We start from the raw sequence: 13280 nt of genomic DNA, 5'->3' as shown, positions 1-13280 counted from the left end.
GCGTTCCCCTCTCGACTCTCGACCGAGCACCGTGTCCAGGGGGCACTCGTGCGGCAGACGCTAGCAGGCGGTCTAGACCAAGGCGCTCTAGAGCGGGGCGTCCTGGACCAGGGATTCGCCGCACTCACCCCGCGTCCTGGCGAGGGCCTCGGGGTGGTGGACGTAGGCCGGATGCCGCTCCACGGTGTCGTACGTGCGGTGGAAGACAGGGGTCGTGCTGCCGGAGAGGGGCGGCACGATCCAGGACCAGTCGGCGCCGACGGCGCGGCCCTTGCTCTCCTCGCGGCCGAGGTGGGTCAAGAAGCGCCGGGACTCGGTGTGGTGGTCGGACATGGTGACACCGGCCCGGTCGAAGGAGTGGAGCACCGCGCGATTGAGCTCGACGAGGGCGCGGTCCTTCCAGAGCGAACGGTCGCTGGCCGTGTCGAGCCCGAGCCGTTCGGCGACGCGCGGCAGCAGATCGTAGCGGTCGCTGTCGGCGAGGTTGCGGGCGCCGATCTCGGTGCCCATGTACCAGCCGTTGAAGGGAGCCGCCGGGTAGCAGACGCCCCCGATCTCCAGACACATGCAGGCCAGCGCGGGCACGGCGTGCCAGCGCAGTCCGAGCCCCGCCCACCAGGCGTGGTCGGGGTGCTCGATCGGGACCTCGAGCACGGCGTCGGGCGGCAGCCGGAACCAGCGGGGCCTGTCCCCCGAGCCCTGGATCACCAGGGGCAGTACGTCGAAGGGGGTGCCGGGGCCGCCCGGCCAGCCGAGGCTCCGCGCGAACGCGGTGATCCCGGCGTTGCGCGGGTCGCCGACGACATCTCCGCCGGGGCGCGCGTACCCCGCGTACCGGATGAGCTGCTCGTTCCAGATGCGGGGCCCCGGACGGCCGGGCGCGTCGGGCGCGAAGACGGTGATGAGGGGCCTGATCCGCCGTCCGTCGCTGACGGCCGCCCGCAGATGATCCGCCGACGCGGCGGCCACGTCGTCGGCGGCGGTCAGCTCCCTGCGGTCCAGGACGCGCAGCGAGCGCCAGTAGAGGCGTCCGATGCAACGGGCGGCGTTGCGCCAGGCGAGCCGGGCGCCGAAGACCAGCTCTTCGTGGGTGTGGCGGTACGTCCCCGTCTCCGCGATCTCGGCGAACACCTGGGCGATCCTTGGCGCGGGGTCACCGCGGTGGGCCTCGCCATGGTGGAGGCGGACGAAGTCGGCCGCGGCCCGGCGCAGGGCGGGCCCGGCCGGCGCGCCGTCCGCGGGGCGCGGCGCCGACGGGGCGGCGGTCTCCTCGTGGCCCGCGGCACGCTCCGGGCAGGCCGTGTCGGCGGCGCGCTGATGGAGGTCGGCGGGGATCCCGGCACCCCGCGTACCGCGGTCCGCAGGGGCTTCGTGTCCGGCCCTGCGCAGGTACTTCCGCATGGTGCACCCCCTGGGGCGGCTCGGGGGCACGGACCGCTCCCGCGCGGTCCGCACGTCTGTTAGCCGCGCAGTTACCCCTCCCACGGGGTGATCCACCCTGTGCGTGCCCGGTGAACATGGCTCAGACGGGGGCGAATTGTCCACCGCGACCGCGCACAGCAGGTCGGGGGGTCAAGGTGAGGTTGCCGCGGCCGTGGGCCGCGCGGCGTCCTTGATGGCGGGCAGTGCGAGGGCGCCGGCCAGCTCGGCCAGTTCCTCTTCGGTCGGGCGGACGGGCCCCTCGGCGCCGTCCTCGGCGAAGGCCCGGATGCGCGGGGTGCGGATCCCGGTCTTGTCCGCGATCGCCTGCGGCGTCAGATGACGGCGGCGCATGGTCTGTTGGAGTAGCTGAGACAGGTCATCCATTGACCTCTCCTGCCCCGCCCGCGTGCTCTCATGCCCCGCACCTCGCCGCACGGCGTCGACCGCACGGCGGGCCGCCGACATCGGGGCTGCCGTCATCGGGGCCGCCGTCATCGGGGCAGAACGGCCCGGATGGTCTTGCCGCGCGGCCCGCTGGTCACGGTGACCGCCTTGGCCATGTGCTGGACCATGGGCCAGCCGAACCCGCCGGTGCCGCCGACCAGGTCGGGCGCCCGCTCCCGCGGCGGCCGCGGATCGGCGTCGCCGACCACCACCGCCACACCGTCCGGCTCTGCCTGCAGGCGCAGGGAGCACGAAGCCCCGCGTGCGTGGCGTACGGCGTTGGTGACGAGTTCGGACACCGCGAGTTCGATGCTCGCGGCGTCCTGGCTGCCCACCGGGGGGTGGAGCCTGTCCACGAAGGCACGGGCGAAGTCCCGCGCGTGGGCGACGGCTTCCGGCCGCTTGTCGAAAACCGCCTGGTCCGACGGTCCTGTGTCCAGTCGCATCCCGTGCGTCTTCATGAGCCCTCCTCGTACGGGGTGGCCTCTGTCCGAATATGGGGTGGCCGCTGTCAGAGATGCACACTTGCCCGGCAATGCGGAACCTATAACGCTCGAACACATAACGGATCTTGTTGCACGACGGGGCGCATGAAGCACCGGCGTCTGGGTACGTGCGCTTCACCGGCCGGTCGGGGGACGACGGAGGGCCGGTACGGACAGGGGAGGGCAACCATGACTACGGCCACCGGGACATCCACGGACATCGGCATCGCGGAACTTCCGGAGATCGTCTCCCCGCAGGGGGTCGAGCCCAAGGACGCCCGCGACCTGTCGAAGCTGTTCTTCACCAGGCTCGCCGTGCTCGAAGAGGGCACACCCGAGTACCAGTACGCCCGCAACACCCTCGTCGAGATGAACATGTCGCTGGTCCGGTACGCCGCCGGGCGGTTCCGTCACCGCAGCAACGACATGGAGGACATCGTCCAGGTCGGGACGATCGGTCTGATCAAGGCCATCGACCGCTTCGAGCTCTCCCGCGAGGTCCAGTTCGCCACGTTCGCCGTGCCGTACATCGTCGGTGAGATCAAGCGGTTCTTCCGCGACACCTCCTGGGCCGTCCACGTTCCGCGCCGCCTCCAGGAGGCCCGCGTCGAACTCGCCAAGGCCACCGACGAGCTCAGCACCCGCCTCGGCCGCGCCCCCAAGGTCAGTGAACTGGCCGAGCTGATGGACCTCACCGAGGACGAGGTCATCGAGGCCCGCACGGCCTCCAACGGCTACAACTCCACCTCCCTCGACGCCACCCTCCACGGCGAACGCGACGACAGCGAGGCGGCACTCGCCGACTTCATCGGCGCGGAGGACCCCGCCATGGAGCTCGTGGAGGACTTCCACGCCCTGGCACCGCTCCTCGCCCAACTCGAGGAGCGCGACCGGGAGATCCTGCGCCTGCGGTTCGTCGACGAACTCACCCAGTCGCAGATCGGCGTACGCCTCGGCGTCTCCCAGATGCACGTCTCGCGCCTCCTGTCCCGGACCCTGGCCCGCCTGCGCGCCGGGATGCTGACCACGCGCTGACGCTCCGCGGTCGGGGGACGGCACACGCGCTGACGCTCCCCGGTCGGGGGACGGCCAAGGAAAGGCGGGGTTCGGGCCGCTCACGGGGCGTTAGCATCACTGCGCCGCTGATGTCCGACCGAGAAGGCGAATTCCCGCGATGGCCGACGACGCTTACCTCTTCCTCCTTCCTGACCGCCACCCCCGGCTGGGGACCGCGCTGGCCGCCGTCGGCGCCCTTCAGTGCGCCGAGACCCCCGCCGTGCACGGCTGGCTTCAGGCTCACGACGTGTCGGCCTCGTCCGAACTGGTCCGGATCCTGCCCGCCGACGCGGAGGCGTTCATCCCCGAGGACGCCGAGCGCCTGCCCATTCCGTTGAGCGAGGAGGAGGCGCTGCGGGTCCAGCAGGAGTGCGCGCCCCAGTCCGTCACGGACATGGAGGGTGAACTGCTGCAGTTCCGCGAGACGACCCAGGACTGGGAGGCGCTGGTGCACAGGGCGCTGGCCGCGGGCGTCCCCGGGCCGCGCATCGCCCAACTGACCGGTCTCGACCCGCAGGTCATCGGCCGTCTGACCGTGTGACCGTGTGACCTCGCGCCTTAGTCGGCGGCGGTCGGCCGCTTGGTGAAGCGGTGCCACCAATGCCGGCGGCGGGGATGCACGGCGCGGCCGAGCCTGCGGCCGAGGAGCAGGTAACCCAGCACGGCGCCCGACGTGTTGAGCAGGACGTCGTCGATGTCGAAGGCCCGCCCGGTCACGAGGAAGCCCTGGGCCAGCTCGACAAGCAGCATCACCAGCGCCGTGACGGCGATGACGCGCAGGAGACCCCGGGCCCGGGGCACGAGCACCGGCAGCAGCATGCCGAACGGCAGGCCCAGGACGATGTTGCCGCCGAGCTGCTTGACGGTGTCGCGGAACGCGGGCTGTGCGAGATAGTCACGGATCGAGTCGCCGGGGCGCAGATTGCTGTGCGTCAAGGGCTCGGAGGCGGCCGACGGTTCCAGCGTCAGCCGGGCAAGGAGCACGGCGAAGACCAGCGTGCCCGCGAAGGCCAGCAGCATGGCCACGCCACGCGCCCATCGGGACAGCGGCGGCGCACCGGGAGCGCTCCCGCTCCCCGCTTCCTTCACGGTCTTGCCCTGCGGAACCGTCCGTGCCATCACGAGCCTCCATTCAGGGAGTGTCTTGTCTGCGCTTTCCCCTGCCCGTCGGGCGGGGCCGTACTCGGTGGGGCCGCACGCGGTGCGCGGGAATCATGTGGGGTCCGTACGGCCGAACAGACCGGCGTGCCCCGGCGGAAGCTGCGTGAGGATGCGGCGCAGCAGTGCGTCGTCGGCGACCTCCGCGACCGTGGCGAGCACCGCGGTGACGGCACGGCGGGCCTGCCCCGCGTCGACGTCCACGTGTGCGCCCACCGCCGCGATGAAGGCCGCGGGCGTCAGGGGTTCACTGGCCGGTGAGCTCTCGGTGAGCAGCGGACCGCACGGCCGGGGCAGCAGCCGGGCGAGATCCGTGCGGTCGTCCCCCACCAGGTGCGCGCCCAGGACCTCCAGGACGCTCTGCACCGCCCCGGCCGCCTCCTGCCGTTCCGCATAGCCTCCGCGGTCCTGGACGCGGTCAAGCAGCACTTCCACGGACTCGTTCACGGCCGCTCCTTCCTTCGGGCTCGTCGCCGTGGTGGGCGCGGGAGGGCTGCAGGACGGTGTCGGCCACGTCGAGCAGCGAGAGGCCGTCGCGTGCGCTCACCCCCTGGAGCCATGCCAACGCCTCGGCCACGGCGCAGTCCTCGCGGGCGGCGACGTAGTCGGCCGCCTGGTGGATGCGCTCCCAGCGCGCCGCGCGCGTGCTGGTGGTCCACACCGGGCGGCGGCTTCCGGCACCCGCGTGCACGGGCCGCCAGCGCATCAGTGCCTCGAGGGCGAGACCGGCGGCGCGCTGCGCGTGGGTGATGTGGGTGGAGGTCACGTCGGCGTGCTCGGTGTAGTAGAGACACAGCACGCCGACCGGCGTGTGGCGGGAGTGCAGCGGCAGCGCCAGCACGCGCCGGGTGTCGGGCAGTTCCTCGGTCAGGGGCGGTCCGGTGCGGCACGGATAGTCGCGCAGGTCCGGCACGAACACGGGCTGCATGCCCAGTGCGGCGCTGACCGAGGGGCCGTCGGCGCGGGTGAACTGCGCGGCCTCGGCCTGGAGTGCGGGCTCGTCGGTGGCGTGCAGCAGCTGCCAGTGCTCAAGCCGTGGCAGCCAGGACAGGGCCGCCCGCTGCGCACCCAGGGACTCCGTGAAGGCGGTGCAGAGCCGGTTGGGCAGCGCGCGTCGCCCGACAGCCGCCGCTACCGACACGTCGTGCACGATCGACGGTGATTCCTCCGGCATGGTCAGCATCCCTCTCAGTCGCGCGCCTCACGGTCCGGCAGCACCCTCCGGACTGAGGCGCACGGCTGGGCCCGGCGCCCGAAGGAGCGGAAGTTCGTCTACCACGCGACGGGCCAACCATGTGTCATCGGCCGGAGTCATCGATCGATGTGACCGGTCCGGCATCGGGCGACCGAGGGACGGTGCCTGCTCAGGCGCCTCAGGCAGGCCCCTCAGGCCGACCCCCGCAAGCCGATCCCTCAGGCCCCGATCAGAGGCGTACGCGTCGGACTGCGCAGCGGCACGGCCAGTTCGACGAGTGCCTTCTCCAGGCCGTGCAGGTGGGCGAGCACGGGCTCGACGGTGGAGGGATGCGGCAGGGCGACGGCGTCGGTGGCCGGTCCGCCCGCGGCCTTTGGCGCGGTGAGCGCCTCCACGGCGGCCTCCACGCGCCAGCAGGCGGCGGCGAGCCGGTCGTCGTGCGAGGCCTCGGGGTCCGCGGCGATCGAGGCGAGCCCGCGCACCTCGCGGGCGCAGGCGTCGAGCAGCGCGAGCACCTGCCGGGCGCGCTCCTTGCGGGCCCGCAGCGGACTGAACGGGTGCACCAGCGGGGCGAGCGAGAACCGCACCTTCCCGAGGAGCTGCTCCAGCTCGGCGACGCGCGGCGCGGGATCGGCGCTCTCGGACCCGGCGAGCCGGGCCGCGGCCTCCGCCGTGCAGGTGTGCACGCACCGCAGGGCGCGCTCGATCCAGGCGTTCGTCGTGGCGTGCGTGGTGACGGGCAGGACGAGGAGCACGGCGAGTACGGCGCCGAGCGCCCCCACGCCGGTCTCCGCGACCCGCAGCGCGAGCAGCCCCGGGTTCAGCACCCCGAGCAGTCCGTAGAGCACCCCGGCCATGACGGTGACCGCGAGCATCATCCAGGTGTACGAGACCGCGGCCGTGTAGAAGATCCCGAAGACGCTGACGGCGACGATGACCGCCGAGGGCACCGGCGCACCGTGCAGCGGGACCGCGAGGACGAAGCCCGCGCCGATGCCGATGACCGTGCCGAGCACCCGCCGGAAGCTCCGCACCAGCGTCTCCCCGCTCGACGCGGTGTTCACGAACACCCACCAGGTGGCGCCCACGGCCCAGTACCACCGCTCGTGGGAGAGCACCTGTCCCGCGGCGAGCGCGAAGGCGCCGCCGAGCGTCGCCTGGACCGCCTGCCGGGTGGTCGTCCTGGCAAGACCCCTGCCCCCCGGCACGGTGGGCGCGAGGACGGGCGGCAGGCGGCGCTCGTAGCACCAGAGCCCGAACCGGACGGCCGACGACGCGCACAGCGACAGCAGGATGGCGGCGAACAGTTCGGGCAGTTGCTCCGGCACCGTGTGCAGGAACTGCGTCGCGAAGAAGGTCATGAACGCGAAGACCCCGAGCGAGTGCCCGCGCGGCCCCCACCGCCGCGCGTACACGCCCGCGCCGAGCACGGCGAGGAAGGCGACGTCCCGTGCGACGGGTACGTCGTGCAGGAACGCCGCGAGAGCGAGCACGGGAAACCCGACGACGGGCAGCAGGGCCGTGGTGACGGCCTGGCCCCGCACGGTCGCGTCGCCCACGGTGAACAGAGCGAGCAGCGCCGCGAGCCCACCGGTGATCGCCGCGACGAGCGAGTGCCCGGCCAGCCCGCACACGGTCACCGCGAGACCGATGCCGATGACGGCCCGCGCGGCGAACCGCAACCGCACCCGCCCCGGATCCGGCGCCACGAACACCCTCTTCAGCACGGCTTCCCCGCCCCTTTCGCGTCCAGCTCGACCTGCCCACATGGAAAAGGCGCCGCGGGGATCCGCAGCGCCATCGACAGACACATCACACCATCCAGGGCCCTACTGGCTCAACCGACACCAGTTTCACTGGGCCATTGGCCCACTCTCACGCCGTCACACCGAGCCACAGGAGGGCCATCGGACCATTCCCGTCGCCGCCGCTCTCCGCACCGGCGGCACGCCGGGGTACCGCGCGAACACCCCGTCGTAGGCTGTCAGTTCTCACGACTGAGGAGTCGACATGGCCGGAGTCATCAACCGCATCAAGCAGTTCATCCGAAGCCCTCAGGGGCAGCGGGCGATCCACCAGGCCCGTCAGGCATCGGCCGACCCCAAGAAGCGCGCCCAGGCCAAGCGGATGCTCGGCAAGTTCCGAGGGCGCCGCTGAGCCCCTGGGGAACGGTGTGAGATGGCGGCGAGGTCAGGCACCCTCGCCCCGGCCTCCCGGCGAGATCAGTCCCGTCTCGTAGGCGAGCACCACGGCCTGGACGCGGTCCCGGAGGTCCAGTTTGGACAGGATGCGGCCTATGTGCGTCTTGACCGTGGTGGGGCTGAGGAACAGGCGGTCGGCGAGCTCGGCGTTGCTCAGGCCCGTCGCGAGCAGCCGGAGCACCTCCAGCTCGCGGGGCGTCAGGCCGGACAGGTCACGGTGGAGGGGCGCCGCTTCGCCCTCCTCCTGGCGGGCGAAGCGTTCGATGAGGCGGCGGGTGATCGCGGGCGCGAGCAGGGCGTCGCCGGACTGCACCAGGCGTACGGCGGCCACCAGGTGCTCGGGGGTGACGTCCTTGAGCAGGAAGCCGCTGGCACCCGCGGTGAGCGCCGCGTAGACGTAGTGGTCCAGGTCGTACGTGGTGAGGATGATGACCCGCGTCGTGTGCGGGCCCTCGCCGCCCAGGATCCGCCGGGTGGCCTCGATGCCGTCCATCTGCGGCATGCGGATGTCCATGAGGACGACGTCGGGCCGGGTGCGCCGGACGGCGGCGACCGCCTCGGCCCCGTCCGCCGCCTCGGCCGTCACCTCGATGCCGTCGGCGGCAAGGATCATCCCGAAACCGGTGCGCACGAGGGCCTGATCGTCGGCGATGACGATGCGCAGCGGGGACCGGCTCATGCGGTGCGCCAGGGTATGAGGGCCTTGATGCGGTAGCCGCCCGTGAGGGTCGGTCCTGCGGTGAGTTCGCCGCCGTAGACCGCCAGGCGCTCGCGCAGGCCGATGAGACCGCGGCCGTTGCCGTCCGCCGGCGGGGCGTCGCGCACGCCGCCGGTGTCGACGACCTCGATCTCCAGGCGGCCGTCGGCGCAGCCGATGGTGACGGACGCCTCGGCGCCGGGCGCGTGCTTGATCGTGTTGGTCAGCGCCTCCTGGACGACGCGGTACGCCGCGAGGTCCACGCCGGGTGACAGCGGGTCCTGCGGCAGGCCCACCGTGACGCCGACCGGCGTCCCCGCGGCACGGACCCGTTCGATCAGGGCGTCGAGCTGACCTAGGCCAGGCTGTGGTTCGAGGCCGTCCGCAGGGCTGTCGGGCCTGCCGGTGTCCGGGGCCGCCAACAGGCCCATCACGTGCCGCAGTTCGGCCATCGCGGCCCTGCCACCGGCCTCGACCGCCAGGAGCGCCTGCTTCGACCGTTCCGGTGCCGCGTCCATCACCTTGCGTGCCGCGCCCGCCTGGATCACCATCACGCTCACATTGTGGGTCACCACGTCGTGCAGCTCGGCAGCGATGCGGGATCTCTCCTCGTCCACCGCCCGGCGCATGGCCTCCGCCTGCGCCCGCTGAAGCTGTGCGTACCGGTCCTTGCTCGCCGTCAACTGCCGCTGCCAGAGCCGGACCAGGCCGGCCAGCACCCCCGCCACCAGGAGCACGACCGCCGGGCTCGACCAGCCCGGCAGGACGGGCTCCGTGTCCCGGAAGCCGATGCCCGCCAGGATGGCGGCGACGAGCAGCACGACCAGCGCCCACATCCGGTGGCGGCTGTACGTGACCGCGCTGTAGGCGCCGATGACGCAGGTCAGCACGTTGATCCAGGAGGTCCTGTCCTCGCCGACGGCCAGCGCGAGGCCCAGCACCGCCGCGAACGCGGCCAGCGGATACCGGCGCCGGTATGCCAGCGGAAGCGCCGAGAGGGCGACGAGCGGCCAGGGCGCGGCATAGGTCTCGTGGTCCGGTATCCCGGGCCCCGGAGGCGGCGGTTCGGGCATCGGAGGCGGCTCCCCCGGCTCCGGGGGCGGATCCGATGCCGCGGACGAGATGTCCTGCCCGATCGTGACCGGCCCGCTGTCGGGGTAGCGCGCCGCCACGATCAGGGCGACGACGGTCAGCAGGACCGCGAGGGCCACATCGATCCATACCGCCCGGCGCGACAGCGGGGCGGGCCTCGCCTCCGGCCGGAACGCGTCCCGCAGTTGCTGACACCGTCCGCGCCGCTCTCCCGTCTCCACCGGCTCATTGTGCGACCCGCCCCCGCCGGACCGCATCAGCCTGCGCGGCCGGACTGCCGTACCACGGGAGTACGTCGCTGTGATGACCCCGCGGCGGGGTCATCCGCGGGGAGCACCGCATGTCGGTGCCGCGGCCGACGCGCCCGAGCGGCGCCCGCTCCTACGTTCGCTGAGCCGGCACCGCATGAGCCATCGACCGCAAGGACGGACACCTGCCATGACTCACGTGATCGAACTGAAGGCCGTGGCCAAGCGCTACGACAGCGCGGGCGCGCCCGCGCTCGGCCCGCTCGACCTCGGCGTCGCCCAGGGCGAGGCGCTGGCGGTGACCGGCCCCTCCGGCAGCGGCAAGTCCACGCTACTGAATCTCGTCGCAGGGCTGGACAAGCCGACGGACGGCACGGTCACGGTGGCGGGGCGGCGCATCGACCGGCTGAGCGAGCACGCGCTCGCCCGCTTCCGCCGCGAACAGGTCGGCATGGTCTTCCAGTTCTTCAACCTGCTCGACGACCTCACCGTCGCCGACAACATCCAGCTCCCCGCCCAACTGACCGGAACGGCACGGAAGAAGGCGGCGGCCCGCACCGTCGAGCTCATGGAGATCCTCGGCATCCAGAAGCACGCCCGCGCCTACCCGGGCCGTCTCTCCGGCGGCGAGCGCCAGCGCGTCGCGGTCGCGCGGGCGCTGGTCAACCGCCCCGCGCTGCTCCTCGCCGACGAGCCGACCGGTGCGCTCGACACCGCGTCGGGCCACGACGTCCGGGAGTTGCTCGTGGATCTGCACCGCGGCGGGCAGACGATCGTCCTCGTCACCCACGACCTGGCGCTCGCGCAGGCCTGCGCGAGCCGCACGATTCACCTGGTCGACGGCCATCTCGCCCTCGACACGCATGCGCAGGCCGTGCGGTGAGCGGCTTCGGCAGCGGCGCGCTCGGCCGCGTCGTACGCTCCGGGGTGGGGCGGCGCCGGGTGCAGACCCTGGTGATCGCCGTGGCCACGATGATGGCCGTGGCCTCGGCCGTGGTCGCCGGGTCCCTCATGGTCGCCGCGAACGCCCCCTTCGACCACGCCTTCGCGCAGCAGCACGGCGCGCACCTCACCGCCCAGTTCGATCCGGCGAGGACGAGCACGGCACGGATCGAGGCCACCGGGCGCCTTGACGGCGTCACCGCGAGCGGTGGCCCTTACCCGCTCACGACGATCCACCCGGTGGCCCCGGACGGCGGTCACCTGCCGGCCACGACACTGGCGGGGCGCTCCGAACCGACGGGCGCCGTGGACGACCTGGACCTCAAGTCCGGCCGCTGGGCGACGAAACCGGGCGAGATAGTCCTTGACGAGTCCTTCGCCGGACCCGCCTTCGAGCCCGGCTCCACCCTGAAGACGTCGGACACCGCCGACGGCAGGACCCTCAAGGTCGTCGGCCTCGCGGTCTCGGTCAGCAAGACCGCGGGCGCCTGGGCGACGCCCGCACAGGTCAGGGCGCTGGCGTCCAAGGACAGTCCTGTCACGAGCCAGATGCTCTACCGCCTCGACTCGGCGGACACGAACGCACAGATCACCCAAGGACGGAAGGAGATCGCCGCCGCGGTGCAGTCCGGGGCGCTGCTCGGCACCCAGTCCTATCTGGACACCAAGCGCGCCGCCGATCAGGGCGCGGCGCCGACCATTCCGTTCCTGATCGCGTTCGGTGTGCTCGGCATCGCGATGTCCGTGATCATCGTCGGCAGTGTGGTCAGCGGCGCGGTCGGCACGAGCCTGCGCAGGATCGGCATCCTCAAGGCCATCGGCTTCACACCGCGCGAGGTCGTGCGCGCCTATGTGGCCCAGGCCCTGATCCCGGCGGGCGTCGGCATCGCCCTTGGGGTCGTGCTCGGAAACCTGCTGGCCGTCCCGCTCCTGGACGACACCGAGGAGGTGTACGGCACGGCGTCGCTCTCGGTGGCCTGGTGGGTGGACGTCGTGGTGCCGGCCGCGGCGCTGCTCGTCGTCGGCGTCGCGGCGCTCGTGCCCGCGCTGCGGGCCGGGCGGCTGCGCACGGTGGAGGCCATCGCGGTGGGCCGGGCGCCGCGCACGGGGCGCGGCCAGTGGGCACACCGGGCGGCGGGGCGGCTGCCGCTGCCGCGGGCGGTGACCTACGGTCTCGCCAGCCCCTTCGCGCACCCGGTCCGTACGCTCGCGATGCTGCTCGCGGTGGCCTTCGGCACGGTCGCGGCGACCTTCGCGGTGGGTCTCACGGCGTCGCTCAACGCGGTCGGTACCGCGTCGGACCCCGAGGAGCGCGCCGCCGTCACCGTGTTCAGCGGGGGCGGGCCGCCCCAGGGCCCCGCCAAACCCCGCTCCTCGGAGGCCGGATCGGCTCCCCCGGCCGCCGACCCGGCGAAGGTGCGCGCCGCCGTCGAGGCGCAGGCGGGCACCGCCTCGTACTACGGCCTGACGGAGACCGAGGCCACCGTGGGCGGGATCTCGGGACCGGTCCGGGCCAGCCTCTACCAGGGTGACATGGGATCGGGCGGGTACGAGATGATCGCCGGCCACTGGATCAGCGGTGCGGGGCAGCTCGTGGTGTCCACGCGTTTCCTGGAGAGGACCGGGACCGAGATCGGTGACACCGTGCGGGTGGCCCTCCGGAAGGAGAGCCGGACCCTGCGGATCGTCGGCGAGGCCTTCGACACCTCGGACGACGGTCTGCACCTCCACGCGGGCCTCGCGGACTTCCCCGCGGTCGAGCCCCAGACGTTCCTCGTCGAGGTGGAGACGGGCGTCTCCCCCGCCGCGTACGCCGAGAAGCTCTCCGCGACGCTCGAACCGCTGGGCGGCGACGCCGTGGCCAATTCCCCGTCGGAGCAGGAGGGCACGATCCTCCTCCTGAACACGATGGCGGTGCTGCTCACCTTGATGCTGGTGTCCGTGGCGGGCCTCGGCGTGCTCAACTCCGTCGTCCTCGACACCCGGGAGCGCGTCCACGACCTCGGCGTCTGCAAGGCGATCGGCATGTCACCTCGGCAGACCGTGAGTCTCGTACTGGCCTCGGTGGCGGGGATCGGCGTGGTCGGCGGTCTTGTGGGCGTGCCCGCCGGGTTCGCGCTGCACGGCTTCGTGCTGCCGGTGATGGGGCGCGCCGCGGGCACCGCTCTGCCTCCGTCGGTCCTCGACGTGTACGCGACGTCGCACCTGGTCCTGCTGGGTCTCGCCGGGGTGGTCATCGCGCTCCTGGGCGCGCTGCTCCCCGCGACCTTGGCGGCCAGGGCCCGCACGGCCACGGCTCTGCGCACGGAGTGAGGGCCCGCCCGCCGCGGACTGCCGAGG

14 protein-coding genes are annotated in these 13280 nt (G+C 72.7%); 5 read left to right on the top strand and 9 right to left on the bottom strand.

Annotated features, from left to right (window positions below):
* Nucleotides 1-87: 87 nt before the first annotated feature.
* The 3 genes from M4V62_RS36290 to M4V62_RS36280 all read right to left on the bottom strand — a co-directional run bounded on the left by M4V62_RS36290 (nt 88) and on the right by M4V62_RS36280 (nt 2327).
* Nucleotides 88-1401, bottom strand: coding sequence for a nitric oxide synthase oxygenase (locus tag M4V62_RS36290; RefSeq protein WP_249591414.1), 1314 nt, complete (start codon nt 1399-1401; stop codon nt 88-90).
* A gap of 171 nt (nt 1402-1572) precedes the next feature.
* The gene (locus M4V62_RS36285) at nt 1573-1806 is read right to left on the bottom strand and encodes an XRE family transcriptional regulator (protein WP_249591413.1); all 234 of its coding nucleotides are present in this window, start codon (nt 1804-1806) and stop codon (nt 1573-1575) included.
* A gap of 107 nt (nt 1807-1913) precedes the next feature.
* Nucleotides 1914-2327 carry an ATP-binding protein gene (locus M4V62_RS36280; RefSeq protein ID WP_249591412.1) on the bottom strand — a complete coding sequence of 138 codons (414 nt, stop codon included), beginning with the start codon at nt 2325-2327 and terminating at the stop codon, nt 1914-1916.
* Between the two features lie 213 nt (nt 2328-2540).
* Between M4V62_RS36280 and M4V62_RS36275 the strand changes: the two genes are divergently transcribed.
* Complete coding sequence (locus tag M4V62_RS36275; RefSeq protein ID WP_249591411.1) at nt 2541-3386, top strand: RNA polymerase sigma factor SigF; 846 nt, start codon at nt 2541-2543, stop codon at nt 3384-3386.
* Between the two features lie 139 nt (nt 3387-3525).
* The gene (locus M4V62_RS36270) at nt 3526-3948 is read left to right on the top strand and encodes a DUF6003 family protein (protein WP_249591410.1); all 423 of its coding nucleotides are present in this window, start codon (nt 3526-3528) and stop codon (nt 3946-3948) included.
* Between the two features lie 17 nt (nt 3949-3965).
* Here the strand turns inward: M4V62_RS36270 and M4V62_RS36265 are convergent, their stop codons facing one another.
* The 4 genes from M4V62_RS36265 to M4V62_RS36250 form a co-directional block, all read right to left on the bottom strand.
* Nucleotides 3966-4526, bottom strand: coding sequence for a VanZ family protein (locus M4V62_RS36265; protein ID WP_344646395.1), 561 nt, complete (start codon nt 4524-4526; stop codon nt 3966-3968).
* Nucleotides 4527-4619: 93 nt separating this feature from the next.
* Nucleotides 4620-5012: a DUF2267 domain-containing protein gene (locus M4V62_RS36260; RefSeq protein WP_249591409.1), complete on the bottom strand. Its 393-nt coding sequence runs from the start codon at nt 5010-5012 to the stop codon at nt 4620-4622.
* Nucleotides 4984-5739: a GAF domain-containing protein gene (locus tag M4V62_RS36255; RefSeq protein WP_249591408.1), complete on the bottom strand. Its 756-nt coding sequence runs from the start codon at nt 5737-5739 to the stop codon at nt 4984-4986. Before M4V62_RS36255 ends, M4V62_RS36260 begins: the two co-directional genes overlap by 29 nt.
* A 239-nt stretch (nt 5740-5978) precedes the next feature.
* Nucleotides 5979-7487 carry an FUSC family protein gene (locus M4V62_RS36250; RefSeq protein ID WP_249591407.1) on the bottom strand — a complete coding sequence of 503 codons (1509 nt, stop codon included), beginning with the start codon at nt 7485-7487 and terminating at the stop codon, nt 5979-5981.
* A gap of 283 nt (nt 7488-7770) precedes the next feature.
* Here M4V62_RS36250 and M4V62_RS36245 point away from each other — a divergent pair, with 283 nt between their 5' ends.
* Entirely contained in the window at nt 7771-7917 is a 147-nt protein-coding gene (locus M4V62_RS36245) for a hypothetical protein (protein WP_249591406.1), read from the top strand.
* Between the two features lie 33 nt (nt 7918-7950).
* On the opposite strand, the gene M4V62_RS36240 is transcribed toward M4V62_RS36245, so the two are convergent.
* Nucleotides 7951-8640: a response regulator gene (locus M4V62_RS36240; RefSeq protein ID WP_249591405.1), complete on the bottom strand. Its 690-nt coding sequence runs from the start codon at nt 8638-8640 to the stop codon at nt 7951-7953.
* Nucleotides 8637-9971 (bottom strand): sensor histidine kinase, encoded by a 1335-nt coding sequence (locus M4V62_RS36235; protein ID WP_249591404.1) that lies wholly within the window; start codon nt 9969-9971, stop codon nt 8637-8639. The genes M4V62_RS36240 and M4V62_RS36235 overlap by 4 nt, the downstream gene beginning before the upstream one ends.
* Before the next feature lie 217 nt (nt 9972-10188).
* Here M4V62_RS36235 and M4V62_RS36230 point away from each other — a divergent pair, with 217 nt between their 5' ends.
* Nucleotides 10189-10881 carry an ABC transporter ATP-binding protein gene (locus tag M4V62_RS36230; protein ID WP_249591403.1) on the top strand — a complete coding sequence of 231 codons (693 nt, stop codon included), beginning with the start codon at nt 10189-10191 and terminating at the stop codon, nt 10879-10881.
* Complete coding sequence (locus tag M4V62_RS36225) at nt 10878-13253, top strand: ABC transporter permease (RefSeq protein ID WP_249591402.1); 2376 nt, start codon at nt 10878-10880, stop codon at nt 13251-13253. Before M4V62_RS36230 ends, M4V62_RS36225 begins: the two co-directional genes overlap by 4 nt.
* Nucleotides 13254-13280 lie beyond the last annotated feature (27 nt).

Origin of the sequence: Streptomyces durmitorensis, from assembly GCF_023498005.1 — a bacterium.
Classification (GTDB): Bacteria; Actinomycetota; Actinomycetes; order Streptomycetales; family Streptomycetaceae; genus Streptomyces; species Streptomyces durmitorensis.
Note: the sequence above shows the minus strand (reverse complement) of the source record. Positions and strands in the feature narration are given on the sequence as shown.